At 42.8% G+C, this 23,662-nt stretch carries 29 protein-coding genes; 12 read left to right on the top strand and 17 right to left on the bottom strand.

All coding sequences use genetic code 11. The features are described from left to right. Positions 1 to 14: 14 nt before the first annotated feature. Both hemH and hemE read right to left on the bottom strand, forming a co-directional pair. Positions 15 to 959 carry a ferrochelatase gene (gene hemH / locus F9802_RS15450; RefSeq protein ID WP_152153568.1) on the bottom strand — a complete coding sequence of 315 codons (945 nt, stop codon included), beginning with the start codon at positions 957 to 959 and terminating at the stop codon, positions 15 to 17. Between the two features lie 95 nt (positions 960 to 1,054). Further along, a complete protein-coding gene (gene hemE, locus F9802_RS15445) occupies positions 1,055 to 2,095 on the bottom strand; it encodes a uroporphyrinogen decarboxylase (protein ID WP_152153566.1) in 1,041 nt (346 codons plus the stop codon). Positions 2,096 to 2,396: 301 nt separating this feature from the next. Here hemE and F9802_RS15440 point away from each other — a divergent pair, with 301 nt between their 5' ends. Beyond that, on the top strand, positions 2,397 to 2,915 hold the full coding sequence (locus F9802_RS15440) for an antibiotic biosynthesis monooxygenase family protein (protein WP_152153564.1): 519 nt from the start codon (positions 2,397 to 2,399) through the stop codon (positions 2,913 to 2,915). Positions 2,916 to 3,021: 106 nt separating this feature from the next. Here the strand turns inward: F9802_RS15440 and F9802_RS15435 are convergent, their stop codons facing one another. Then, positions 3,022 to 4,242 carry an ABC transporter permease gene (locus tag F9802_RS15435; RefSeq protein ID WP_152153562.1) on the bottom strand — a complete coding sequence of 407 codons (1,221 nt, stop codon included), beginning with the start codon at positions 4,240 to 4,242 and terminating at the stop codon, positions 3,022 to 3,024. Then, the gene (locus F9802_RS15430) at positions 4,239 to 4,976 is read right to left on the bottom strand and encodes an ABC transporter ATP-binding protein (RefSeq protein WP_152153560.1); all 738 of its coding nucleotides are present in this window, start codon (positions 4,974 to 4,976) and stop codon (positions 4,239 to 4,241) included. The genes F9802_RS15435 and F9802_RS15430 overlap by 4 nt, the downstream gene beginning before the upstream one ends. A 162-nt stretch (positions 4,977 to 5,138) precedes the next feature. Here F9802_RS15430 and F9802_RS15425 point away from each other — a divergent pair, with 162 nt between their 5' ends. Both F9802_RS15425 and F9802_RS15420 read left to right on the top strand, forming a co-directional pair. Further along, positions 5,139 to 5,558 carry an HIT family protein gene (locus F9802_RS15425; RefSeq protein WP_191992010.1) on the top strand — a complete coding sequence of 140 codons (420 nt, stop codon included), beginning with the start codon at positions 5,139 to 5,141 and terminating at the stop codon, positions 5,556 to 5,558. A gap of 202 nt (positions 5,559 to 5,760) precedes the next feature. After that, positions 5,761 to 6,279, top strand: a complete 519-nt coding sequence (locus F9802_RS15420; protein WP_152153556.1) for a tryptophan transporter — start codon at positions 5,761 to 5,763, stop codon at positions 6,277 to 6,279. Between the two features lie 51 nt (positions 6,280 to 6,330). On the opposite strand, the gene F9802_RS15415 is transcribed toward F9802_RS15420, so the two are convergent. After that, positions 6,331 to 6,519, bottom strand: coding sequence for a hypothetical protein (locus F9802_RS15415; protein ID WP_152153554.1), 189 nt, complete (start codon positions 6,517 to 6,519; stop codon positions 6,331 to 6,333). Between the two features lie 165 nt (positions 6,520 to 6,684). Here F9802_RS15415 and F9802_RS15410 point away from each other — a divergent pair, with 165 nt between their 5' ends. From F9802_RS15410 to F9802_RS15390, 5 genes are all read left to right on the top strand, one after another. Further along, the gene (locus F9802_RS15410; protein ID WP_191992009.1) at positions 6,685 to 7,062 is read left to right on the top strand and encodes a YtxH domain-containing protein; all 378 of its coding nucleotides are present in this window, start codon (positions 6,685 to 6,687) and stop codon (positions 7,060 to 7,062) included. A 146-nt stretch (positions 7,063 to 7,208) separates the two neighbouring features. After that, positions 7,209 to 7,778 carry an HTH-type transcriptional regulator Hpr gene (locus F9802_RS15405; RefSeq protein ID WP_152153550.1) on the top strand — a complete coding sequence of 190 codons (570 nt, stop codon included), beginning with the start codon at positions 7,209 to 7,211 and terminating at the stop codon, positions 7,776 to 7,778. Positions 7,779 to 7,965: 187 nt separating this feature from the next. After that, positions 7,966 to 8,502: a DUF3267 domain-containing protein gene (locus F9802_RS15400; protein ID WP_152153548.1), complete on the top strand. Its 537-nt coding sequence runs from the start codon at positions 7,966 to 7,968 to the stop codon at positions 8,500 to 8,502. Positions 8,503 to 8,652: 150 nt separating this feature from the next. Further along, positions 8,653 to 8,838, top strand: a complete 186-nt coding sequence (locus tag F9802_RS15395) for a hypothetical protein (protein ID WP_404799178.1) — start codon at positions 8,653 to 8,655, stop codon at positions 8,836 to 8,838. A 311-nt stretch (positions 8,839 to 9,149) separates the two neighbouring features. Then, positions 9,150 to 10,049 carry a peptidylprolyl isomerase gene (locus tag F9802_RS15390; protein ID WP_152153543.1) on the top strand — a complete coding sequence of 300 codons (900 nt, stop codon included), beginning with the start codon at positions 9,150 to 9,152 and terminating at the stop codon, positions 10,047 to 10,049. 61 nt (positions 10,050 to 10,110) lie between these two features. On the opposite strand, the gene F9802_RS15385 is transcribed toward F9802_RS15390, so the two are convergent. From F9802_RS15385 to F9802_RS15370, 4 genes are all read right to left on the bottom strand, one after another. Continuing rightward, entirely contained in the window at positions 10,111 to 10,284 is a 174-nt protein-coding gene (locus F9802_RS15385; protein WP_404799177.1) for a sporulation YhaL family protein, read from the bottom strand. Positions 10,285 to 10,360: 76 nt separating this feature from the next. Next, on the bottom strand, positions 10,361 to 11,302 hold the full coding sequence (gene yhaM, locus F9802_RS15380) for a 3'-5' exoribonuclease YhaM (protein ID WP_152153745.1): 942 nt from the start codon (positions 11,300 to 11,302) through the stop codon (positions 10,361 to 10,363). Between the two features lie 136 nt (positions 11,303 to 11,438). Next, a complete protein-coding gene (locus tag F9802_RS15375) occupies positions 11,439 to 12,683 on the bottom strand; it encodes an ABC transporter permease (protein ID WP_152153539.1) in 1,245 nt (414 codons plus the stop codon). Next, positions 12,676 to 13,572: an ABC transporter ATP-binding protein gene (locus F9802_RS15370; protein ID WP_152153537.1), complete on the bottom strand. Its 897-nt coding sequence runs from the start codon at positions 13,570 to 13,572 to the stop codon at positions 12,676 to 12,678. The genes F9802_RS15375 and F9802_RS15370 overlap by 8 nt, the downstream gene beginning before the upstream one ends. A 134-nt stretch (positions 13,573 to 13,706) precedes the next feature. On the opposite strand from F9802_RS15370, the gene F9802_RS15365 reads away from it, so the two are divergent. Then, the gene (locus F9802_RS15365) at positions 13,707 to 13,889 is read left to right on the top strand and encodes a YhzD family protein (RefSeq protein ID WP_152153535.1); all 183 of its coding nucleotides are present in this window, start codon (positions 13,707 to 13,709) and stop codon (positions 13,887 to 13,889) included. A gap of 160 nt (positions 13,890 to 14,049) precedes the next feature. Here the strand turns inward: F9802_RS15365 and F9802_RS15360 are convergent, their stop codons facing one another. The 4 genes from F9802_RS15360 to F9802_RS15345 form a co-directional block, all read right to left on the bottom strand. After that, on the bottom strand, positions 14,050 to 15,546 hold the full coding sequence (locus F9802_RS15360; RefSeq protein ID WP_152153533.1) for a coproporphyrinogen III oxidase: 1,497 nt from the start codon (positions 15,544 to 15,546) through the stop codon (positions 14,050 to 14,052). A 99-nt stretch (positions 15,547 to 15,645) separates the two neighbouring features. Further along, entirely contained in the window at positions 15,646 to 16,509 is an 864-nt protein-coding gene (locus F9802_RS15355; RefSeq protein WP_152153531.1) for an HAD hydrolase family protein, read from the bottom strand. A gap of 154 nt (positions 16,510 to 16,663) precedes the next feature. Beyond that, positions 16,664 to 17,014, bottom strand: coding sequence for a YlbF family regulator (locus tag F9802_RS15350; protein ID WP_152153529.1), 351 nt, complete (start codon positions 17,012 to 17,014; stop codon positions 16,664 to 16,666). Between the two features lie 65 nt (positions 17,015 to 17,079). Continuing rightward, positions 17,080 to 18,216 (bottom strand): DUF445 domain-containing protein, encoded by a 1,137-nt coding sequence (locus F9802_RS15345; RefSeq protein WP_191992008.1) that lies wholly within the window; start codon positions 18,214 to 18,216, stop codon positions 17,080 to 17,082. A 129-nt stretch (positions 18,217 to 18,345) separates the two neighbouring features. Between F9802_RS15345 and F9802_RS15340 the strand changes: the two genes are divergently transcribed. Next, positions 18,346 to 18,558 (top strand): YheE family protein, encoded by a 213-nt coding sequence (locus F9802_RS15340; protein ID WP_152153525.1) that lies wholly within the window; start codon positions 18,346 to 18,348, stop codon positions 18,556 to 18,558. A 61-nt stretch (positions 18,559 to 18,619) separates the two neighbouring features. Further along, positions 18,620 to 18,814, top strand: coding sequence for a hypothetical protein (locus F9802_RS15335; protein WP_152153523.1), 195 nt, complete (start codon positions 18,620 to 18,622; stop codon positions 18,812 to 18,814). A gap of 85 nt (positions 18,815 to 18,899) precedes the next feature. Here F9802_RS15335 and F9802_RS15330 read toward each other — a convergent pair whose 3' ends face one another. Then, entirely contained in the window at positions 18,900 to 19,160 is a 261-nt protein-coding gene (locus F9802_RS15330; protein ID WP_152153743.1) for a metal-sensitive transcriptional regulator, read from the bottom strand. A gap of 290 nt (positions 19,161 to 19,450) precedes the next feature. On the opposite strand from F9802_RS15330, the gene F9802_RS15325 reads away from it, so the two are divergent. Then, a complete protein-coding gene (locus F9802_RS15325) occupies positions 19,451 to 19,651 on the top strand; it encodes an alpha/beta-type small acid-soluble spore protein (RefSeq protein ID WP_152153520.1) in 201 nt (66 codons plus the stop codon). Positions 19,652 to 19,711: 60 nt separating this feature from the next. Here the strand turns inward: F9802_RS15325 and fumC are convergent, their stop codons facing one another. The 3 genes from fumC to leuC form a co-directional block, all read right to left on the bottom strand. Beyond that, positions 19,712 to 21,085, bottom strand: a complete 1,374-nt coding sequence (fumC, locus tag F9802_RS15320) for a class II fumarate hydratase (RefSeq protein ID WP_152153519.1) — start codon at positions 21,083 to 21,085, stop codon at positions 19,712 to 19,714. Positions 21,086 to 21,571: 486 nt separating this feature from the next. Then, a complete protein-coding gene (gene leuD / locus F9802_RS15315) occupies positions 21,572 to 22,165 on the bottom strand; it encodes a 3-isopropylmalate dehydratase small subunit (protein WP_152153516.1) in 594 nt (197 codons plus the stop codon). 12 nt (positions 22,166 to 22,177) lie between these two features. Then, positions 22,178 to 23,590, bottom strand: coding sequence for a 3-isopropylmalate dehydratase large subunit (gene leuC / locus F9802_RS15310; RefSeq protein ID WP_152153514.1), 1,413 nt, complete (start codon positions 23,588 to 23,590; stop codon positions 22,178 to 22,180). Between the last annotated feature and the right edge of the window lie 72 nt (positions 23,591 to 23,662).

Raw genomic sequence — 23,662 nt, 5'->3', positions numbered from 1 at the left:
ACATCGCCTTCTTTTTATATTTTTGCCTTCTCTTGTAAATGTTTGATGACCACATTTCCGAGCGCTTCAATAAACTCCGGACGGGCATTGGGCATGGACGGACGGTAATACGATGCACCGATCTCGTCTGTAACAACTTTGCATTCAAAGTCGTTATCATAAAGAACTTCCAAGTGATCTGCTACAAATCCAGCCGGTACATAAATAAATGCCTGATAGCCTCTTTCTTTAAATAAGTCGCGCGTCAAATCCTGTACATCCGGCCCGATCCACGGCTCAGGCGTATTGCCTTCACTTTGCCAGCCGATTTCCACATTGGCAACCCCTGCTTTTTCGGCAATCAAATCAGCTGTTTCCTGCAGTTGATCCGGATACGGGTCGCCCATAGAAATGATTTTCTCCGGCAGGCTGTGAGCAGACACAATCAGTACGAAATTGTTCCGTTCTTCTTCTGTCATCGCAGCAACCGTTTCTTTTACTTTTTCAGCCCAATAATTAATAAACTTCGGTTCTTTATACCAGCTTTCGATTGAAGTAATCGCCGGACCGCCGATTTTTTCCGCTTCTTCCTGCGCCCGCCCGTTATACGACTTTACGCTGAAAGTAGAAAAGTGAGGAGCGAGCACAATGGATACCGCTTCTTCGATGCCGTCTGCTTTCATTTGCTGAACGGCATCTTCAATAAACGGTTCAATATGCTTTAGGCCAATGTACATTTTAAATTCAATCTTATCCTGGATGGCATTTAAATGCTGTTCAAGCTGTTCTCCCTGGTCTTTCGTAATCGAAGCAAGCGGAGAGATGCCGCCAATCGCTTCGTAGCGTGAACGCAAGTCTTCAAGCGCTTCCGGAGTCGGTTTGCGCCCCCGGCGGATATGCGTATAATAGCGTTCAATGTCTTCTTCTTTATATGGCGTCCCGTAAGCCATGACTAATAATCCCATTTTTTTCTTCGTCATATCTCTCACCTCTAAATTAGTGCGTGTGAAAATAGGCAAACTTCCTCTATTTTCACACGTCTCGTTCCGCTTTTCCAAAAAGAAGTTCACACACTTTATTTTAGCTTTTCAGCGCTGTATTCATGAACAAAGCTTGTCAGGCGTTTAAGTGTTTCTGGTTTCACTTCAGGGAAAACGCCGTGGCCTAAGTTGAAAATATGGCCCGGCTGTGCAAGGCCTTGATCTAAGATGGCGCGTGCCCGTTCTTCAATGACTTCCCATGGGGCAAGCAGCAAGGCTGGATCAAGATTCCCCTGTACTGTTTTCGTCAGTCCCATTGCTCTTGCTTCTGCAATCGACAGACGCCAGTCAAGGCCGACTACGTCAATTGGAAGGTCGTGCCACTCTTTTGCCAAGTGGCTCGCTCCTACCCCAAACATGATTAATGGCACATTTTCTTCGCGAAGCTCGCTGAAAATGCGCTCCATGACCGGCTTAATAAACGTGCGGTAATCCGCTACGTTTAACGCGCCCACCCATGAATCAAAAATCTGGATAGCACGTGCACCTGCTTTTACTTGTGCACGGACGTACGTAAGGGTCATTTCTGTCAGTTTATCCATCAGTGCCCACCATGCTTTTGGCTCTGCATACATAAACGCTTTCGTTTTATTGTAATTCTTTGACGGTCCGCCTTCGATCATGTAGCTTGCCAGCGTAAATGGAGCGCCTGCAAAGCCGATGAGCGGCACATCAAGCTGCTCTTTCGTTAATATTTTGATCGTTTCCAGCACGTAAGGAACATCGCTTTCCGGATCGATTTGACCTAATTTTTCTACATCCTCCACGGAGCGGATCGGATTGTCGATCACTGGGCCGATACCCGACTTAATATCAACATCCACGCCAATGGCTGGAAGCGGTGACATAATATCTTTGTAAAGAATGGCTGCGTCCACATTGTATTGATCAACCGGTAGTTTCGTCACGTAAGCACACAGTTCAGGCTGATGAGTAATTTCAAACAGCGAATATTTCTCTTTCAATTTACGGTACTCCGGCTGCGAGCGGCCTGCCTGGCGCATGTACCAAGCTGGTGTATAGTCTGTCTTTTCCCCTCTTGCCGCTTTTAAAAATGTTTCATTGATCTGTCTCATAGTTGCTGCATGTCCACCTTTCATCCAATAAAAGTCGATATTTTACCTTATATTCAGTCCCGAAACGGAAATAAATGAAGAAACTTGTCTATTTGTACGTTTACACTATAGTTCTTTTGCGTGCAAAAGTATAGCAAGGGCGCCCAAATGTCATAAATTCGCCAAAGAAAACAGCCACAAGCCTGCCACATAGGCATTTCCTTCCTCTTTATGGCTTGCAAACAGAATAGTTTACAGAAGGGAATTTGAGTGTAAAGTAATAGTATACAGCTCTTTTATTATTTTCAAATGAGGTGAAAGCATGAACATTTTTATTACAACGGGTACATACGACTTCATGAAAAAATTGAAAGATAAGCACGCAGCAGAAAAAATCGTGCTGATGGAAAATGCAGAAGGCGCCACTCTTGTGCATGAGACAACAGGCAAAACGTTCTTTCAATCGCCGCGTAAATACGAAGTGATTGATGCTGCCGGAGAGTTAGCTGATTATGGCTATATGGTGCTGAACAATATTCCAGTCACTGACGAAGGACGGCCTATTTTTGAATACCGCTTTAAAAACAGGGAGCGGATGATTGAAAATGTCCCTGGATTTATCGCGATCCGTGTGCTGCGCCCACTCAACTCGGACACGTACGTCATTTTGACACATTGGCAGGATCAGGCGTCTTTCAAAAGCTGGCAAGATTCAAAAGAATACAACAAAGCACATGAAAAGAAAAAAACAGAAGCCGGCGTGGACAACCAGCCGCATATTTTCTCAAGTCCATCTTATGTGACTACTTACACTGTTCCCACTGAAGACGACCGTTCCTGATTGTTTATATATGTAAAATGGATAAGCAAAGGGGCAGCCCAAAAGTCAGCAAATAACTGCTTTTGGGCTGCCCCTTATTTATGAGAACCGCCAGAATGTGCACACTCTACCTTACCAGTTTGTTCAATCTCGACGGTGCATAAACTTTCGCAAAGAAAAACGCGAAAGCAAGCCCGGCAGCAAGCACGATGCCTGCGTGAGTGATGGAGTGGCCCGCCCAGGCAGCGGCGCTGAAAATAATGGCCTGTACAAAGAGCAAACGGCCGATCAGCGAGAGCAATGAAGTACTTTTTCGTTCCTCGGCAACCGGATACAGAGAAACCCAGATTTTCATCTCATGGCGGCGGATCATCGGCAAAAGCTGAAAACCAGTTAAATATATGAACAGCCAAGAGATAATCAGCTGCAATATAGCCTGGTCGCTAAAGCCAATAATAAGTGCCGCAATAACCGTGAGCCGAATATATAACCCGAAAAACTCATTCATGCGGACAAACGTGCGCCGGAACAAGTACGTGTACGTTCCGGCTGAGTCAAACGGCACAGACCCGAGCAGCCCGTCCAGCCATTTTCGCCGCTTAACAGTCCCCCGCAAATGCGGCACATCCGTAAATAAATTCGCCAAGCGGTAAAAAGCAGCCATTCGTTTTTCTTCGAGCTGCACGAGCGTTTCCCACTTAAGCGCCATCCGCTTGAATATCTTTTTAAAATAAGCTAGGTAAGCGGCCATCAAGGCAGCCACTATGAGAATAAAAAGAATCGACGCCCCAGAAAATACGAAATAAAGCAGCAGGCCATTCAATGCAAAACGGACGATCCAGTCAATCTGCCTGCTTTCTTTTTCCTGGATCTTAAGCACATGCCAGCGGACGATTAAATTCCAGCCTTTCATAACGGCAAGAATGATCACCCACAAGAAAAACGACTGCATGGAACCGCCTCTTACCTGCATATACAATGGCATAAATAAAGCAAGCACAGCTATAAGCAAGTAGCTTTGAGAAATAAAGCTCGTAAAAATCGCTTTACGAAAATAAGGAGCCATCCTTTCTTCAAGCGGCAGCAGAAATACGGTATCGGCCCGCATTAAAAATGTATACACCGAACTCCAAGCCAGGAGCGCGCCGAGAATCACCGCCATGACAAGCGGAGCCGGAAATGTTTCATCCAGCGTCTTCACCCAGCCGCTGTAATAATAAAGAACAGCACCGAGCCCGAACACGAGAACAAACAGCAGATGATCATTCAACATGTAGCGCAAATACTTGCGCAGCTCTTTATAATACGCTTCAATCCTTGATTTCCACAGCTGATCGATTGTCTTCATCGCTCTTCTTCCTTCGTCAGTTGAATGTAAATATCATCAAGGGAAGCACCCGGCATTTGAAATTCTGTCTGAAGCTCCGCGATTGTTCCTTGCGCCCGAATTTCCCCGTTATGTAAAATAATGAACGAATCGCAGTATTTTTCTGCTGTCGCTAATATGTGCGTTGACATAAGGATGCCTGCTCCGCTGTCACGCATCTTTTTCATCCACTCCAGCAGCGATTGGATGCCGAGCGGATCAAGCCCGACGAACGGCTCGTCAATAATATACAAGGAAGGCTCTGTTAAAAAGGCGCTCATAATCATTACTTTCTGTTTCATCCCTTTTGAAAAGTGAGCTGGAAACCAGTTCATTTTCTGATCAAGACGAAATTCCTTTAACAGCGGACCGATACGCCGAGTGTACTCTTCCTCTGTCAGTCCATACGCCATGGCAGTCAGCTTCATATGTTCTTCGAGCGTTAACTCTTCATACAAAATCGGTGTTTCCGGAATGTACGAAAATTGGCGCCGGTATTTTTCCGGACTGTCTTGAAGAGAAAGCCCATTAATGGAAATTCGGCCTGTTTTCGGTTCCATTAACCCGATAATATGTTTAATGGTCGTGCTTTTCCCTGCCCCGTTTAAGCCGATCAACCCGACAATGCTTTCTTTATTGATCGAAAAGGAAATATTGTTCAATACCGGTTTGCGGGTGTAACCGCCCACTAGCTCTTCCACTGTTAATAAAGACATAAAAAACGTCCCTTCTCATAAAGTCATACATTCATTTTAACAAAATCCTTGTTCAAACTCATTGTTTAACTCAGTCATTATCTCCCTCTATATGTTGTCTATTTAATAAACGCGCCTTTTATGATAAAATTTTGACAATTATACATAGGAAGGATGAAAAAAATGAGCGACTGCATTTTTTGTAAAATAATTAATGGAGAGATCCCCTCGGCGAAAGTGTATGAAGATGAAGAAGTGTATGCTTTTTTGGATATTAGCCAAGTAACAAAAGGTCATACACTCCTCATCCCCAAACAACATAAGAAGAACATATTCGAGTTTTCACAAGAGGAAGCGGGCCGTTTGTTTCAAAGGGTGCCAATTATAGCTGAAGCCCTCAAAGCAGCGTACGAGCCGGAAGGACTAAATATTTTAAATAATAATGGAGAAACAGCCGGCCAGACAGTATTCCACTATCACATTCATTTAATTCCACGCTACGGCCAGGAAGACGGCTTCCACCCTGTATTCGAAACGCATGACAGCGAATACACAAGTGAAGACCTGCAGGCAATCGCTAAGGATATTGCCGACCATCTTTAAGATCGTGTTTAAAAAAGGACGTAAAGAGCCGATACTCACCGCCTTTTTTCCGCACTTTTTGAACAATCTCTTTAACCTATAGAATATTCAGTTTTCTCGTTACTTTTAAATATGGTATACTAGTACTATCTTTTCGCTGGCGGCAGCAGCGCACGCCAGGAGAAGGAAGATTTAGTTGAGATGAGAAGAGGAGAGATGAGAAATGAATACAAAATCTTTAGTCAGCCTGTCACTTTTAATAGGGATGGGAGCGGTGCTTCACACCGTAATGCCGGGCCTGTTCCTTGGAATGAAGCCCGATATGATGCTTACAATGATGTTTTTGGGGATTTTGCTGTTCCCGAATGTTAAAAGTGTGTTGCTCGCTGGCCTCGTTACTGGAATTATTTCGGGCCTGACAACAGCCTTTCCGGGTGGGTTGATTCCGAATATGATTGATAAACCAGTTACTGCTTTCGTTTTTTACGGCTTGTTCATCCTGTTTATAAAGTACAGCAAAAACGCAGCCGGCGCCGCTTTCCTGACGGCCATCGGCACGATCGTATCCGGGGTTGTTTTCTTAAGTTCCGCGCTCGTTATTGTCGGCCTTCCAGGACCGTTTGCCGCTTTGTTTTTGACAATTGTGCTCCCTGCATCGGTTGTTAACGCTGTCGTGATGCTTGTTATTTATCCGATTGTTCAATCTGTATTAAAACGCTCAAACTTAGTTGAACAAGTGTAAGCACGCCCAAAAAACCCTTCTCTTCTGAAGGGTTTTTTGGGCGTGCTGTTGCTATCTGTACAGCAGCAACACAGCAAAGAGCAAAATCGCACTTCCTGCAATTCCGAGGACTTTGGCTCTTCTCATTAATAAGTTTCTTGATCTGGAGATGCCAGGCCGCCAGATGGACCTGATATGATGAATCATACTGATCAAAAGAATGAAACTCAGCGCAAATAAGCCAAAAATAACACCTTCCATCTATGCCACTCCTTTAAGTAGTTTGCATTTCTTGCATTAAGGGAAATATAGCAAGGCGGGGTCTTCTTACATACTATGCATTCTCTCCTGCAGTGAACCTGTCCCCACACGGAATTAAAGGATTTTTGTTTTTTAAGGAGAACAATGAATATAGAGGTGAATAAAATGGATAAAAAAGCTTTGTTAATCGGCATGCTCGCCGGCACAGCAGCGGGAGCAGCTACCGCCTTGTTTAACACACCTGTGTCAGGCCGCGAAGCACGAGAGAAAGTGAAATTAGCTCAAGCCAGTGTTAAAAGCAATGCACGGGTAATTAAAACGGATGTGGAGCAACTTAAACAAGCTGTCACTCATTTAAAAGATGTCAGCAAAGATACTATCGGCGAAGTGACCGACGGCTTAAAAGCAAGTGCTGGGATGTGGAAAGAAAGCACCGAACCAAATATTGAACGGCTGCAGCAAGAAATAGCAGAAATTCAAGAGACAGCAGAAGACTTGCAAAAAGCGCTGCCAACCAAAGAAAAAAATGGAGAGCCAAAATAGGCTCTCTATTCTTTTTTGAATCTTTTTCGAAAATTTCGTAAATTTATATCTTTATTATTTTTTACTTTCTTGGCATAATAATATTAACAATCTTCATAACTTACTGTTTATTAGGAGCGAAAGAATTCGGAAAAGAAGGTGTAAAAATGACAAATCATCAATATTCAATGAAAGAAGCGCTTATTTTCAGCCAGCGGATGGCTCAATTAAGCAAAGCATTATGGAAAGCAATAGAAAAAGATTGGCAGCGTTGGATCAAGCCTTATGACTTAAATATTAATGAGCACCATATATTGTCGATCGCTTATCATTTAAAAGGCGCCTCCATTTCTGACATCGCTAAATTTGGGGTCATGCATGTCTCCACTGCTTTTAATTTTTCAAAAAAGCTGGAGGAAAGAGGATTTTTAAGATTTTCCAAAAAAGAAGCGGATAAACGGAATACGTACGTGGAAATTACTGCGGACGGCGAGCTGCTGCTGCTGGAGCTAATGGAATGCTTTAACCCTGACACTAATTCTGTATTCACGGGCAGCGCCCCCTTGCGCGACTTGTTTGGCAAATTTCCTGATTTAATGGAGGTAATGGCTATTGTAAAGAATATTTACGGGGAAGATTTTGTCGAAATTTTTGAAAAATCCATCGACAATATCGACGAAGAATTTTACGAAGTAGACGGCAAATTAAAGAAAATCCCCGAACAGCAGAAAGTTTAATCAGATAAAGGATTGACCCTTCTCTAACAGATATGTTCCGGCTTTCTTTCCTTGACGGCTCGCTCGCCTGTCTCTTTACATAACCTTCATTTATTTTTAATAAAAAATAGGTTGATTTTTCTTTGCGTCCATCGTAAAGTGAGTAGGCAACAGCAACATTTTAACGTCAAACGGAGGGATCATTCCGATGAAATGCTGGCGTACATTTGATTTTGAAAAGAGATACGGATTCAATAAAATTGTGATATATTCCGTATTGCTGGCGCTGATGTTTTTTTCGTTTAGCTTTGCTTTCTTGCAATCTCTCTTTTCAGAAACCTTATATTCCGGGTATTTTCATTTCTTTCTAGTAGCTTTGTTAGCTCTTTATCCGCTTCATAAGCTGATTCACTTATTACCCGTTTTGCGCTATGTGGCGCAAATGAAATGCCAGTGTAAAATCACTTGTTTTTGCCTGCCCGTTTTTTCAATTAATATAAAAGAACCGATTCCTAAAAATAGATTTATGATAAGCCTTGTCTTGCCGTTCTTTATTATTAATCCGGTCCTGCTCGTGTGCGGCGCTCTTTTCCCGCACTATATTCATTATTTTACCATGCTCGCTGCTTATCATACAGGCATGTGCGCCATTGACCTTTTATATGTAAAAGCACTGCTCACTTCCCCGAAATATGCGGTCATTGAAGAGCATGACAGAGGATATGAAATTTTGATCCCTGAATAAATGGAATGAAGTCTTTGCGGCAGCGCCGCCAGAAGGCTGACAGCAGTCTGAAGCAGAGGATCTCCCCTGTTCCAGACTGTTTTTCTATCTTTTTAGAGTAATATTTGATATGTTTATTACATATGAAATAAAGGGGAGGGGAATAAATTGATCTCCGTCATTATCGTATTTATTATCTTTTCAGGAGTAATTCTTTATAATATCAATCGAATGACGAATATCCTTTGTATCCAAAAAGAAATTCCAGAAGAGCGTCATCCTAAAATTTTCCGCACGATCAACATTTACATTACAATTTTATTGATTTCCTCGTATATTGAAATTCTGTTTACATAGACTGAGCCGCTTGTAGAAGCAGGCTCTTTTTATTTAAAGTTTGGAAATTATAAATTTTTTCGAGTTAGATAACTGTCCAGCTGCAGCGCCTAGCCCTCGAGGTCAAATAACCTTTTTCCAATGCAGTCAAAGAGCGGACTTCCTTGGGAAAAGAACATTTGCTTGTCGCGGCTGGAGAGGCGCTTCCGCTTTTCAAGTTTGAATTTTTTGGCTGCTTATTGAAAATGTGTTATAGTATGTCCTGAACAAAAAAATGGAGAAGCCGCCGCTTAAATAAAGGCTGGCTGATTAATCAGGGAGTTGTTTAAGAAATGAAAAAATGGATCCTGTCTGCTTCTTTACTTGCGGGAGCTGTCGGCCTGGCCGGGTGCGGCGCTGGAAATGATGTCGTTGCTACTTCTAAAGCAGGCGACGTGACGCAGGAAGAGCTGTATAATGCGATGAAGGAAAAGTATTCTCCGCAAATGGAGCAAGCTCTTCAAGAAATTATGTACAAAAAGGTGCTTTCTGAGAAATATGAAGTCACAGACAAAGAACTCGATAAAGAACTGAAAGAAGCGAAAGAACAGCTCGGTCCTCAATACGAGGCTTTCCTTGCTCAGTACAACCTCGATGAAAAAGGCTTTAAAGACTTTTTGGAGTTGGAACTTTTAAGAGAAAAAGCTACTCTTTCTGAGATAAAAGTGACGGATAAAGAGGTAAAAGAGTATTACGAAAAATGGAAAGCGCCAATTAAAGTGCGCCACATTTTAGTGGAAGATGAAAAGAAGGCAAAAGAAGTAAAAGACAAGCTGGCAAAAGGTGCCAAATTTGAAGAACTGGCCACTGAATATTCGGCAGACCCAGGTTCTGCACAAAACGGCGGAGATCTCGGCTGGGTAGATAACCAAGGCCGCCAGCAATTCGTGCCTGAATTCACTAAAGCACTTGATACGCTGAAAAAAGGCCAAGTAAGTGAGCCGATTAAATCAGAGTTCGGTTATCACATTATCGAGATTACGGATACAAAAGAGAAAAAACCTTTTAAAGACATGAAAGCTGAACTGACGAAAGAACTAAAGCTCTCCAAAGCCGATCCGGAAGCTGTTCAGAAAAAGCTCGATAAAGAATTAAAAGCGGCAGATGTCAAAGTCGAAGATAAGAACTTAAAAGGAGCATTTGAAAGCCTTTCTGGTGCCGACAATGAATCGAAAGAAACAAAAGAAAAGTAACCACAAATAAAGAGGCTGTCCGATGAGCGCCAGGCGCTTACCGGACAGCCTCTTATCTTGTTTAACTCTTCGCTCTTAATTCCCTCTCTTTTTCCATTCTTTGTATATAAACCTGCCCTTCTTGTTCGATAAATTCCAGGTCGGTTTTTTTCTCGGCTCTCGATGTTTTAACCGTCATAAATGCGCTGAACAAAATCCCTGCTACTACTGCGTAGATCCATAATGGAAGTATCATCATTATCCCCTTTCTTATCCGCATTTGTTAATCAGTTTATTCACGAAAAGAAAAAACATGCCCAAATTTGGACATGTTAAGAAGAAAAATGAGGTTTATAAAAGGAACGGTTATCGAGTGCAAATACGCGCTCGGAAAATTCACCTGGCTTCGTACGTTCCAGTGCCCGATCGAGCATATTCATTTTTGCATCAAGATTATCAATGTAGTGAAGTATCTCGGCTTCCCTCACCATTGGGGGCTTCGGACTTCCCCACTCCGCTTTGCCGTGATGAGAAAGCACAATGTGTTTAAGTATTGTGACTTCCTCTCCCTCGATCCCGAGTTCTTCCGCCGCTTTGCCAATTTCATTCACCATAATTGTAATATGCCCGAGTAAGTTCCCTTCCACCGTATACACAGTAGAAACCGGTCCTGACAGCTCAATCACTTTCCCTAAATCATGTAAAATGACGCCTGAATATAACAGATCGCGGTCAAGTGATGGATAAAGATCGGCGATTGATTTAGCTAGGTTGAGCATAGAAACAACGTGAAAGGCAAGACCTGAGACAAATTCATGATGGTTTTTTGTCGCTGCCGGGTACTCCAAAAATTCAGCATGATATTTATTCAACAAAAATCGGGTCATGCGCTGAATATGAGGATTTTTCATTTCAAAAATAAACTGGGTAATCGTGTCCGCCATTTCTTTTTGGCTGAGTGGTGCCGTTTCAATAAACTCATTGACTTGCTTCCCGTCCTGCGGTCCGGCTGGGCGGATTTGGCGGATCTTTAACTGCATTCTGCCGCGATAATTTTGGATTTCTCCCGTGACTTTTACAATGGTCTGCGGCTGATACTGCTTTTCTGTCTCTTCTTTTGCATCCCAAAGCTTCGCTTCAATATCACCGCTTTTATCTTGCAAAATAAGCGTTAAATAGGGGTTTCCATTCACTGCTATGCTTCTTGTTGCTGACTTAATTAATAAATACGTTTCAACGCTTTGTCCCGCTTCATAATGGGTAATCCCCTGCACATGCTTCACCTTCCTTGAATTGTATAAGCAAATTATAACATACTAGCTTTTGGAACTATAATAATCCAAATGAATCACCCCACCTCTTGCCGGCTTAAGGAGGATAAAAGGGCTGCTCCAAAACAGCCCTTCCGATTCAATTGTCTTTAGACATCTCGAGCGCTTTTTTCATATCTTTCAACGAATTTGATTTTCCGTACATTAATACGCCGCCTTTGTAAATGCGGGCGCCAATCACACCAAAAACGAAAATGGCAGCAAGCAAAATTCCGAAGCCGAGTGCCACTTCCCATAAAGGGATACTCAGCAGACCAATGCGGACGAACATGATCATCGGCGTAAAAAACGGGATATACGATGTCACTGTAATAAACGTCGATTCCGGATTGCTAAGTCCATACATAGAAATAAAGAAGCCAATCATCACAAGGAATGTCAGCGGCATCATCATTTGCTGCACATCTTCCAGCCGGCTGACGAGCGAGCCAAGTAAAGCAGCGATTGTAGCATATAAAAAATAGCCGAGAATAAACAAAACAACGGCATACACCATCATTGAAGCTGAAACAGATTTCAAGCCCATAAGGCTGACGATGGATCCTTCTGATTGGTTAGATAAAGCAACGTACGCAAACGCGATCCAAATGCCCATTTGTGTAAGTCCAAGCAGACCAATGCCGATAATTTTGGCGAACATTTGCTTCACGGGCGACACACTCGAAATCAAAATTTCCATGACTCGCGAAGATTTTTCGATCGCTACTTCAGAAGCAATCATATTAGCATACATAATGACCGACATATAAATAAAAAATAATAAAATATAGACGAGAGCCTGCGCCTGCATCAGCTCTTCTTCCGACTTGGCGTTTTTCGCTAAAGCGACCGTTTCAAATGCAGCCGGTGCGTTCCACATTTGGATTTGCTCATTCGTTAATTGAAACTTTCCTGCAACTTCCATCGTTTTAAGTGTTTGCAAAGCTTGCTGTATGTCGGAAGTAGTTTCGCTATTTGCTATATTTTCCGCTTTATAAGTCGCAGCCGGAAGTTCATCTGCTGTCCGATCCAAAAGCAGATAGCCTTTATACGTACCTTTTTCCACTTCATCTTTCAATTCATTTTCTGTTTTATCTGTTTGTACAGCGATCAAATCGTCCGCTATGACAGCAAGCTGCGCTTTAAATGGTTCGTACATCGTACCGGTTTTATCAATCACAGCAATCTTTGTTTCTTTCTCTTCGTCATCAAAATAAGAGAAAATTTGCTCCATGTTGGCAGCCGCGATAATCACCACAGCGATGAGCAACGTCGTCACTATAAACGCTTTTGTCTTAAATTTATTTATGTAAGATTGCGAGAGAATCATCCAAAAATTATTCATAGGAAGCACCTGCCTTTTCGATAAAGATATCATTGAGTGAAGGCTCTTCCAGTTCAAACTTTGTCACGAATCCTTTACCTTGAAGAGCGGAGAAAAGATGCTGGGAGGTTTCTTCTTTTGCTATTTGCAGCAGGATGCCTTCGGCTGTTTTTCTTGATCGTAAAACACCTGGTATGTCTTGTAAAAAACTGACATCAAAATCCGCCTGCACCGCCACATTTTTCTTTCCAAATGAACGCTTAATTTCACGAAGACCGCCATGAACAACGGGACGCCCGTGATGCATAATGCATAAATTTTCACAAAGTTCTTCCACATGCTCCATCCTGTGGCTGGAAAAGACAATCGTTGAACCACTTTCTTTTAATTGGATGACAGCCTGCTTCAACAGTTCAACATTGACAGGGTCGAGACCGCTGAATGGCTCATCAAGAATAAGGAGCTGCGGTTTGTGCACAACGGAAGCAATAAATTGGATTTTCTGCTGGTTCCCTTTTGACAGCTCTTCGACTTTTTTCCCCGCATAGTCCGGAACATTGAACCGTTCAAGCCAGCTGTCCGTTTCGGCGGCTGCTTCTTTTTTATCCATTCCGCGCAAACGGGCTAAGTAAACAATTTGTTCTTTCACTTTCATTTTCGGATAAAGCCCTCTTTCTTCCGGCAAATAGCCGATGAGCGGACTCGTTTTATAATTGACTGGCTGTCCATTCCAGCGAATAGTCCCTTCATTAGCCTGCAAAATACCTAAAATCATGCGAAATGTCGTTGTTTTTCCCGCGCCGTTTGCTCCAAGAAAACCAAACAGCTCCTGTTCTGGAATTTGCAGCGATAACTCGTTTACTGCAGTGAATTCATTAAATTTTTTTGTCACATTTTCTAAAATAAGCATCTTCTATCACTCCCTTCTTAACCATACGCATCAGCACCTAAAAAGTTCCAAAAAAATATTTTTTTGTATAATATTTTGAAAGATTTAAAAATTGTGTACAATGGAAATAGAAGTATTTTTAGGGGGGAGAAAAGATGGTGTATAAATTAACAGTTTTTGAAAAAAACGGAAAAAAGCTGCTCGACGAAGCATTTGAAGCTCATAACGACGAGGAAGCGAAAGAACGGGGGCAGCAGCTGCTTCATCAACATGCTTATGAAGGGTACACGTATCGCTGCACATCGCCGCTCGGAAAACTTGTTTTATTTCACGTATAATTGCGGTAAATTTCGAAAAGGCTGTCTAACAATCAGTAAATAACTGATTGTTAGACAGCCTTTAATTAAAATAGTAACAGTAGGTAATGCCGCCCGCCATTGCTGCACGGAAATGGCTGTAATATGCACGATATCCGTTAACAAAGCAAAAGTTGCATTTTTAAGGAAATAACTGGTTTAACCTGTCGATTTTCTTTTGCGTATATTCACTAAACCGTTCATTATATGTCTTCGGGTCTTTTGGATTGGCAAAGTGCTCAATTTTTCCTGTTTCCCGGTCAATAAACTTACTGGCCGCTCCGCATCCGATGCCGATAATCGTTTGTACTTCTTCCATGATCATAATATTATAAATGCTTTCCTGGCCCGGCTTGGAGTAGCCGACATTTTCCAAGTTTCCGAGAATATTTTTCTGGCGGTACAAATAATAAGGGACGTAGTCATGATCTTTCGTCCATTCTTCTGCCATGTTCATCATTTGTTCCACTTCTGTCCGGTCGGCGACTTTGTATTTTTCTTTATTGAGTGTCATTTCAGAAGCACGCTTAAAAGAAAGCGTATGAACCGTCAATGACTCTGGCATCAGTTTCTCTGTCTCAGCAAGCGAATGACCGAACTCAGCAGTACCTTCACCGGGAAGACCGATAATTAAATCCATGTTTATGTTGTTCATGCCGCTTGCTCTTGCCATGCGATACTTTTCTATCGTTTCTTCTACCGTATGGTGGCGGCCGATCGCTTTTAAAGTCTCCTGTGTATACGATTGCGGATTAATGCTAATGCGGTCAATGTTCCACTTTTTTAAGACGGAAAGCTTTTCCGGAGTGATCGTATCTGGCCGTCCCGCTTCCACCGTTATTTCTCGGATCTTGTTCACATCCGGAAAAACTTCATACATTAACTCGTACAGTTCATCCATTTCTTCTGAAGAAATGGCCGTCGGTGTGCCTCCGCCATAATAAACAGTCGTGATTTTCACACTCTTTTCTTTGAGCCAGCGCCCGATTTGTTCCATTTCGTAATGAAGGCCGCTTAAAAAAGAAGTGACCCTTCCTTGTTTTCCTTGAATGGCAAAAGCCGGGAACGTACAGTAGGCACATTTCGTCGGACAAAACGGAATGCCGATGTAAATACTGACTTCATCTTTCACTTCATATAAATCAGGAACCATCGTTAACTGCCTGTCTAAAATCCGCTGCATTAAATCGATTTTTTCTTCTGTAATTAAATATTCCTCCTGCAATTTGCGGCGCGCTTCTTCACCAGGTACACCGGCTTGATTTTGCTTATGAAGCAACTTCGTCGGGCGGATGCCTGTTAATATGCCCCACTTTTGAATCATACGTGTATAATCCTGCAGCACATTTAAATACACGTGGGAAACAATCGTTTTGACTTGTTTAAAGTATTCTTTTCCCCCAGCGGCTGTAACCGCTTTTCCGTAGCTTGCTTTATACTGTTCCCCGCTCGACTTGGCGGTTAATACAGCCGTTGCCGACACTTGTTTTTCTGCTTCCATTAACTGAAAATCAATAACGAGTTCACTATCTTGACTTTCGTCCATCGTTATCTCCGTTTCTTCAAAAAACAAGTTGGCAATCAGCTGAAGCGGCCGGACAAACCGTTCATCTTCTAATCCTTTTATATAAATTAACACGACGATTCACCTTTCTTACATTTGCTCTACTTAGCATACTGAAACAGGCGTCGGACGGTCAAGGTAGACTGAACAAAAAAAGCGGCGCTTCTACGCCGCTTAATCGATTTTATTTGCTTCCTCCGTTTCCGTTCTTCTTTGGCGCCTGAACAGTTCTTTAATCACGTAAGCAACGCCCTCTTCTTCTTTCTTTCTTGTAATCCAGTCCGCTGCCTGCTTTACACTTTCAGGCGCATCCCCCATTACAATACCAATTCCCGCTTCCCTTACAGCTTCTTCGTCATCTTCATTCGCACCGATGACAGCAATCTCTGAGCGATGGATCATCAGTCTTTCTGCTAAATATACGATGCTGCTCCATTTCGTTACACCAATTGAACTGATTTCTATTCGATCTATTCCTTTTTTAGAAAAAGACACTTCGTTAAACATATTTTTTAATGCCTGGAACGCTTCGTTTCTTTCCCCCGGTTTAAAAAACGTCACTTGAATGGATAAAGGCGAGATTCCCTCATCAAATAAATGTTCTGATAAAGAATCAACAAAATACTGAGAGTAAAGAAATTTCTGCGTCCTCTGCCACATATTTCGCTTCACTAATGTCGCCGGAAGCCTGCCCCTGTTGCTGACAGAAAAGCTTTCATTAGAGAGCGATACCCGGCAATCAAACGATTCGAGGAACTGCACAAGTTCATACGTACACTCTTCGTTAATCCGCTGAATATAAACTGGTTTAGCGAGCTCAGCAGCCACATAAGCGCCATTATGAGCGATAAGACAGCTTTCCGGGTGCAAAGATTTGGCCATCCTCTTTACGATCGACAATTCACGGTTAGAATAAAAGCAAACAACGACTTTTTTCTTGCGGGCATATTTAATTGCTTCTTTCGTTGATTTCGTGATGCGGCCTTTATTTTGCCAATCAAATGCGTCTATATTAATTGCCAGCAATCGGTAAGCCATTTTTGTTCCCCCTTCATGTTGTCCTTTTTAAAAATTATGAAGGGGAAACAGGCTTTAGAACAACGCTTTGGAAAAGTGTCAATCGTATTTATTTTTAAAAAGGGGCTTTCCGCAAGTCAGTTATTCACTGACTTGCGGAAAGCCCTCTTCAAGGTTACTCTGCTGCTGGTCCGTACATTTCTTCGAGCGGTTTCATAATGATTTTGTTCACATCAGCAATCATCATGCTCATTCTTTGTTCCGCCTGCATCAACTTTGAAATCAACTCATGCTGCTGTACGAGCGCGACCGTTTTTTGGGCTTGCTGCACTTCTTCTTCTGTAATTTCCTGCCCGGTCATTTGTTTTTCCTGCAACCGCATTTGTACATCACGAAAATTCGAAAAAATTTGATTCGCTTGCTCGTCTGCATTCACTTCTTCGTACAATTTCTTTAACATTGTGTACTCTTCACTTTGTCTCAAGCCTTTTTCCAGCTCATAAGCTAAATCATATAAATTCCCCATATTCTTCCTCCTCTAATTTCATCATGACTTCACTTTAACAAACTATGCGACAATTGGCGAGAAATTCAAGAAAAAAGCCCGACGATGAGTGCTTGAATTAATCCAATCGCTCCTCCAAGCAAGCCGCCTAGAAGAGTGATCATTTTTAACTCGCGACGTGCAATGTCCAATACGATTTGCTCAAGCCGCTGAAGCGAGAAAGTTTCCACTTGTTCGCGGACAATGTCGCCAATCCGAAGTTTTTGCATAATTACCGGCATGCGGGATGCAACAAGATGTCCGGCTCTTTCTACGAGAGAAGGAATCACTTCACCAATGATTTTATCTTCAAATGGACGCAAAAGGTCTGCCACCGGTCTGCGAAACAAGGACGGCAAATCCAGCTGGCGCAATACGAAGCTTTTTCCTTTAGCGAGTGCTTTTTCATCAGAAAAATATTTGAACACTTCTTCCCATTTCCAGTCAAGCACTTTCTCCCATTCTTTCGCGAGAATCGTATCAAGCATTTCTTTCGTGCCCGGATTTCTTAAAAATTTTATAATTTCCGGCTGAATTTTATCCTCGAGTGACGTGCTGCCTAAAATCATTTGCAGCATGCTGCCAAGCTTACCCCATTCAGCCAGAAAGTCATCGGTCATTTTTTTGACTCGCCACTTTCCTTCAAAGCTGGAAAAATGATCGATAGCTTTCGTTAAAATATATTTAGATACGTCGGGAATTTTCCCTTCAACCGTGTCGAGCCATTCTGCCGGAAGCGATTCTTTAACCGTTTGATCAAGATAAAAGTTCTTAATATGGCGGTACTTATTGTCAATCCACTCTTCGACCCATCGTTCTGCCTTTTGCTCTGCCTCTTTAAAATGAACTTTTTCAAGAAGTTCGGACAACGTTTTATCAGTGGCAAGCATCGGCTTGACTTCCCGCTGGAGCATGGCTGTCATCTCTTGTTGAAAACTCGGTTCGCTCAGCTTGCGTTCAATGCTTTCCGGTGTAAGCAAATGCTCTTCCACTGTCCTGCCAATTTGCAGAGCAAGCTCTCCTCTTCTTTTTGGAATAAGCCCCGGAGTAAATGGAATCTTCCACTTGCTAATGTATCTCGGTTCATAAGGGCGAAATAACATCCTGATGGCAATGGCATTCGTAATTGCTCCGATCGCTGCACCGATTAATACCATGAAAATAATTAATGTAAAAAGATTCATCTGCTGTTCACCTGCCATTCGTTCATCCCGGCGAAGCCGGCTCTTTCATTATAAATTTACTTCACAAAAATTAGCAAATATTGTCCCCTCTGGAAAGCAAATGATACTATAGAGGGAGAGGTGAAAAGTATGTTGCTGCATTTTCAATATAAACCGCTTTACAAAGAAAAAAAATTGCCCGGCTGGTCATTTTCCTTTTATTATAAAAAACAGCGCCTCACGGGAAATTATTTAAGTGACGGAACAATTGAGTGGCTGTCAAGTATACATGAAGAAACAGATCGTGAACTGCTGGAAAAGCAAATTCATGAACTTATGCTATTTCACGTGTATGATAACTAGCTCCAAAACTGGAATAACCCCTTGCTTTTCTGAACATATTAACGGCAAAGGAGGGGTTAAAGTGGCTCAAAAACGCGAAGAACTTTCTTTTTTACCCGATACACAGTTTGAAGGAAAAGATCAAGCGTATTTAGACATCGACCGGATGATCAATGAAGGGATGTCAGGAGGCTCGGTCCACATGAGAGACGAAGCCATCACTGCCAATATCGAAGAAGCAACTCCTTTTATGGAGGAAACGCCTCCAAATCAATAATGAAACATTTTAAAAGCTGTCCTGCGAGTGCCGGACGCCTGCGGAAGTTCCGCTGAGGGGTCTGGCACCGATTCGCCGGACAGCTTTATCTACTTTTTACAAGCATATTGACTGCTTCTTGAATAGCTTCGTCCGCATTTTGACCGCTTTCATGCGCTTCCCTTATGCAGCCTTCCAGATTTTTCGCGACAATCAATCCAATGGAACGATCAACGGCCGAACGAACGGCTGATAGCTGCGTTACAACTTCTTTGCAGTGCTTGTCCTCTTCCATCATCTTGATTACTCCTCTTATTTGACCTTCAATCCGGCTGAGCCGGTTTTTTACGTCACGGTTGTATTCCACCACTATTTATGCACCTCGTTTTTTCCTGAATATCCTATCCGTTTTTGACACATTATATTACCACCAGTATAGCATACAGATTCAAAAAACACCTTGCAAAACACAGGTAAATACAGGTATAAATTACCATTAATTATTTTTGAATAAACTTTTTAAATCCAAGCATACTAGTACTACAAGCAGCAACATTTCAAATCGATGGGCTTAACCAGATAGTCTGGCCGCAAGAAATTGCGGACTGGTGCAAATCCAGCAGCCCAGCCAAAAAAAACAACAGGAGATGACAGAACATGGCAAACAACAACAACAATCAATTACTAGTTGCAGGAGCTCAACAAGCTATCGATCAAATGAAATTCGAAATCGCTTCCGAATTTGGTGTACAACTTGGAGCAGACTCAACATCCCGTTCTAACGGCTCTGTTGGCGGAGAAATCACAAAACGCCTTGTAGCAATGGCTCAACAACAAATGAACGGCTTCCAAAAATAATTTTCACAACTTCATACACATGGCTTGAGCCCCTGATCTTTCAGGGGCTCTCTTATTTGTTTACAAATTAACCATTTTAGCCGGATCGATCCATTCGTCATATTGCTCCGCTGTCAAATAGCCGGTTTCAATGGCTGCTTCTTTCAACGTTAAACCTTTATTGTGAGCCAGTTTAGCAATTTCAGCCGCTTTTTCATAGCCAATATGCGGATTAAGAGCTGTAACGAGCATTAACGAACGTTCCATTAGCTGCTGAATAACTTCGCGGTTAGCTTCGAGGCCTGCTGCACATTTTTCATCAAACGAACGGATGCCGTCAGCAAGGAGCCGAACGGACTGCAGCACATTGTAAATGATCACTGGTTTAAACACGTTCAATTCAAAATTCCCCTGGCTGGCGGCGAAACCTATCGCTGCGTCATTGCCAAATACTTGCACAGCCACCATCGTAATCGCTTCACTTTGAGTCGGATTCACTTTGCCCGGCATAATTGAGCTGCCCGGTTCATTTGCCGGAATCGAAATTTCCCCTATGCCGCTTCTCGGTCCACTCGCGAGCCAGCGCACGTCGTTCGCAATTTTCATTACATCTGCCGCCAGTGCTTTCAGCGCACCATGGAAATACAAAAGTTCATCATGGCTTGTGAGCGCATGAAATTTATTAGGTGACGAATAAAAAGCATAGCCTGTCTGTTTATGGAGCTGTTCAGCTACTTTATCTCCGAACTGTGGATCGGCATTAATGCCGGTTCCGACTGCTGTACCACCAATGGCGAGACTGAGCATGTATTGCTTCGACTGCTCAATCATTTCACTGCTGCGCTGGATCATCATACGCCAGCCTGAGATTTCCTGACCGAGCGTTAATGGAGTGGCATCTTGCAAATGTGTGCGCCCGATTTTAATTAAATCCATATATTCCTTTTCTTTTTGCTCAAGTGTTTGTTTAAACTGGACAAGCGCCGGTTTCAGCAGCTTTTCTACTTCGGTATAGGCGGCGATATGCATCGCCGTTGGAAAAGTATCATTGGAACTTTGTGACATATTCACATCATCATTCGGATGAATCAATCCTTCTTTTCCTGCCAGCTCATTCCCTCTTCTGGCGACGACTTCATTCACATTCATATTAGACTGCGTGCCACTCCCTGTCTGCCAGACAACGAGCGGAAAATGCTCATCCCATTTTCCTGCAATGATTTCATCACAAGCTCCGACGATCACCCCTTTTTTCTCTTCAGGCAATTTACCGAGCTGGCTGTTAGCAATAGCAGCAGCTTTTTTTAAATGGGCAAACGCATACGTCACTTCAATCGGCATCTTCTCGGTCCCTATTTGAAAGTTTTCTTTGCTTCGCTGAGTTTGCGCGCCCCAATATTTATCCGCTGGCACCTTCATTTCGCCAAGTGTATCACGTTCCGTTCTAAATTCCATTTCTATCCCTCCTTTGTCTCTATCTCAGATCCCTCTATCACTTTTCCCTCTTTACGTGCAATTCATTCCAAAAAAAGATAATGAGATTGCTGCATTTATTTTTTATTTCGAATTGCCGCAAGAAGTTTAATTCAGTGTGAGCGGGGGAAAAGTAACGATATAGCTGACAACCGACATCATTCTTTATTAATAATGACGTTAATTTAACTATTTGAGGTGAAAAAAAGTGCTGCGTACGATCCTAATGATTATTGGTGCCATTGTAGTGATTTCCTGGATTATTTCCATGATTTAATGAAAGCATAAACAAAAGACTGCGGGGTTCTCCGCAGTCTTTTATTAAACAAATTTTTCGGATTAGGTAACTGTCCAGCTCCAGCGCCTACCCCCTTGGGTCAAATAACCTTCCCCCAATGAAGTCAAAGAACGACTTCCTTTGGGAAAGAACATTTGCCTGTCGGGGCAGAGCAGGCGCTTCCGCTTTTCTTACTGTCCTGCTGTTACTTTATTTTCATAGTTGTTAATTTCTTCATCAAGATTAAGCGTTACAGCGATTTCATCCCATCCATTCAAAAGCATTTCTTTCCAGTAAGGGTCAATGTCAAAGTCGGCGACAAATCCTTTCCGGTCGGTAATGTCCTGGTCTTTCAAGTTAATGAATAAGCGGTAACCCGGCTCTTCTGCTTTTTCCGTAATCTCTTCCACTTCTTCCTCAGTTAGACGAATCGCTAAAATACCGTTTTTCACGCAGTTGTTATAAAAAATATCGGCGAAGCTCGGAGCAATAACGACTCGGAAGCCGTAATCAAGCAGCGCCCATGGAGCATGTTCCCTTGATGAGCCGCAGCCGAAGTTTTCGCCTGATACTAAAATTTCCGCCTGTTCATATTGCATTTGATTCATTACAAAATCTTCTCTTTTATTCCCTTCATCATCAAAACGCCAATGATGAAATAAGAACTGGCCAAAGCCTTGCCGTTCAATCCGTTTTAAAAATTGTTTCGGGATAATCTGGTCAGTATCGACATTCACACGGTTGAGAGGGCAGACAATTCCGTTAAACTTGTTAATTGCTTTCATTCTTCTTCCCTCCTATTGATGCACTTCGGCTAATTTGCGCACGTCAGTAAATTTCCCCATAACAGCTGCTGCAACGGCCATCGGCGGACTCACTAAATGAGTTTTCGATCCATTTCCCTGGCGCCCTTCAAAGTTCCGGTTAGACGTAGAAGCACAACGTTTGCCTGGAGGGACAATATCATCATTCATCGCGAGACACATGCTGCAGCCCGATTCCCGCCATTCAAAACCGGCTTCAGTAAAGATTTTATCAAGCCCTTCTGCTTCTGCAGCTTGTTTAACTGTTTGCGAGCCCGGTACAACAATGGCTGTAATTCCTTCTTGTACTTTTCTTCCTTTGGCCACTTCGGCAGCTGCCCTTAAATCACTGATACGAGAGTTTGTACATGAACCGATAAAAACGTAGTCTACAGGAATGTCTTCAATTTTCATTCCGGCTGAAAGGTCCATATAATCTAACGCACGGGCGATGGACTCACGGTCTGCCTGACGGTCATACTGTTCAGGATCAGGTACGGAGGCGCTGATACCGCTTCCCATGGAGGGATTCGTTCCCCATGTGACTTGTGGTTCTATTTCTTCACCAGCAATTTCTAGCGTACGGTCATACTCGGCACCTTCATCTGTAGCGAGTGACAACCAGTAATCCGCTGCTTTTTCAAACGCCTCCCCTTGCGGTGCATAGCGGCGTCCTCTTAAATACTCAACTGTTTTTTCATCCGGACTGATCAGCCCCGCGCGCGCGCCGGCTTCAATCGACATGTTGCAAACAGTCATTCGTTCTTCCATTGACAATTGGCGGATTGCTTCGCCTGTATATTCCATAATGTAGCCAGTACCCGCATTGACGCCATATTTTGCAATAACAGCTAAAATTAAATCTTTCGCTGTTACACCGAAGCCAAGCTTGCCAGTGACTTTTATTTGCAATGTTTTCGGTCTAGTTTGCCAAAGTGTTTGTGTGGCGAGAACATGTTCTACTTCACTCGTTCCGATGCCGAATGACAAAGCACCAAAAGCGCCGTGTGTAGACGTATGGCTGTCGCCGCAAACAATCGTCTTTCCGGGCTGTGTTAAACCGAGTTCCGGTCCGATAACATGGACAATCCCTTGGTCCGGGTGATCGATGTCAGCCAGTTCAATACCAAACTCTTTGCAGTTTTGATCAAGAGTTTCCATTTGTGTTTTTGAAATAGGGTCATTAATAATGTGGCGGTTAACCGTCGGCACATTGTGATCCATTGTGGCATACGTTAAATCGGGACGGCGTACTTTGCGGTTGTGCATGCGCAGGCCTTCAAATGCTTGCGGAGAAGTAACTTCGTGTACTAAGTGAAGATCAATATATAAAAGATCCGGTTTTCCCTCTTCTCTGTGTACTACATGCTGTTCCCAAACTTTTTCAATAATCGTTTTCGGTGCCATAAAACAGTCCCCCCACTGTCTTTTTTTGAAAAAAGAGGGATTCCGAGCTCCTAGTGGGAAACACGGAATCCT

Origin of the sequence: Bacillus aerolatus, from assembly GCF_009183655.1 — a bacterium.
Classification (GTDB): domain Bacteria; phylum Bacillota; class Bacilli; order Bacillales; family Domibacillaceae; genus Pseudobacillus; species Pseudobacillus aerolatus.
This window is presented reverse-complemented; position numbering and strand designations above follow the sequence as displayed.

Excerpts from the sequence above, each read along its gene's own strand:
- hemE (WP_152153566.1), bottom strand. The coding sequence starts at position 2,095 with ATGAGACAGATCAATGAAACATTTTTAAAAGCGGCAAGAGGGGAAAAG.
- F9802_RS15420 (WP_152153556.1), top strand. The coding sequence starts at position 5,761 with ATGAATACAAAATCTTTAGTCAGCCTGTCACTTTTAATAGGGATGGGA.
- F9802_RS15385 (WP_404799177.1), bottom strand. The coding sequence starts at position 10,284 with ATGATACTTCCATTATGGATCTACGCAGTAGTAGCAGGGATTTTGTTC.
- F9802_RS15435 (WP_152153562.1), bottom strand. The coding sequence starts at position 4,242 with ATGAAGACAATCGATCAGCTGTGGAAATCAAGGATTGAAGCGTATTAT.
- F9802_RS15375 (WP_152153539.1), bottom strand. The coding sequence starts at position 12,683 with ATGAATAATTTTTGGATGATTCTCTCGCAATCTTACATAAATAAATTT.
- hemH (WP_152153568.1), bottom strand. The coding sequence starts at position 959 with ATGACGAAGAAAAAAATGGGATTATTAGTCATGGCTTACGGGACGCCA.
- F9802_RS15410 (WP_191992009.1), top strand. The coding sequence starts at position 6,685 with ATGGATAAAAAAGCTTTGTTAATCGGCATGCTCGCCGGCACAGCAGCG.
- F9802_RS15425 (WP_191992010.1), top strand. The coding sequence starts at position 5,139 with ATGAGCGACTGCATTTTTTGTAAAATAATTAATGGAGAGATCCCCTCG.
- leuC (WP_152153514.1), bottom strand. The coding sequence starts at position 23,590 with ATGGCACCGAAAACGATTATTGAAAAAGTTTGGGAACAGCATGTAGTA.
- F9802_RS15415 (WP_152153554.1), bottom strand. The coding sequence starts at position 6,519 with ATGGAAGGTGTTATTTTTGGCTTATTTGCGCTGAGTTTCATTCTTTTG.
- F9802_RS15400 (WP_152153548.1), top strand. The coding sequence starts at position 7,966 with ATGAAATGCTGGCGTACATTTGATTTTGAAAAGAGATACGGATTCAAT.
- F9802_RS15350 (WP_152153529.1), bottom strand. The coding sequence starts at position 17,014 with ATGGGGAATTTATATGATTTAGCTTATGAGCTGGAAAAAGGCTTGAGA.
- F9802_RS15345 (WP_191992008.1), bottom strand. The coding sequence starts at position 18,216 with ATGAATCTTTTTACATTAATTATTTTCATGGTATTAATCGGTGCAGCG.
- fumC (WP_152153519.1), bottom strand. The coding sequence starts at position 21,085 with ATGGAATTTAGAACGGAACGTGATACACTTGGCGAAATGAAGGTGCCA.
- F9802_RS15390 (WP_152153543.1), top strand. The coding sequence starts at position 9,150 with ATGAAAAAATGGATCCTGTCTGCTTCTTTACTTGCGGGAGCTGTCGGC.
- F9802_RS15355 (WP_152153531.1), bottom strand. The coding sequence starts at position 16,509 with ATGGCTTACCGATTGCTGGCAATTAATATAGACGCATTTGATTGGCAA.
- F9802_RS15430 (WP_152153560.1), bottom strand. The coding sequence starts at position 4,976 with ATGTCTTTATTAACAGTGGAAGAGCTAGTGGGCGGTTACACCCGCAAA.
- leuD (WP_152153516.1), bottom strand. The coding sequence starts at position 22,165 with ATGAAAGCAATTAACAAGTTTAACGGAATTGTCTGCCCTCTCAACCGT.
- F9802_RS15365 (WP_152153535.1), top strand. The coding sequence starts at position 13,707 with ATGGTGTATAAATTAACAGTTTTTGAAAAAAACGGAAAAAAGCTGCTC.
- F9802_RS15370 (WP_152153537.1), bottom strand. The coding sequence starts at position 13,572 with ATGCTTATTTTAGAAAATGTGACAAAAAAATTTAATGAATTCACTGCA.
- F9802_RS15440 (WP_152153564.1), top strand. The coding sequence starts at position 2,397 with ATGAACATTTTTATTACAACGGGTACATACGACTTCATGAAAAAATTG.
- F9802_RS15405 (WP_152153550.1), top strand. The coding sequence starts at position 7,209 with ATGACAAATCATCAATATTCAATGAAAGAAGCGCTTATTTTCAGCCAG.
- F9802_RS15340 (WP_152153525.1), top strand. The coding sequence starts at position 18,346 with ATGTTGCTGCATTTTCAATATAAACCGCTTTACAAAGAAAAAAAATTG.
- F9802_RS15325 (WP_152153520.1), top strand. The coding sequence starts at position 19,451 with ATGGCAAACAACAACAACAATCAATTACTAGTTGCAGGAGCTCAACAA.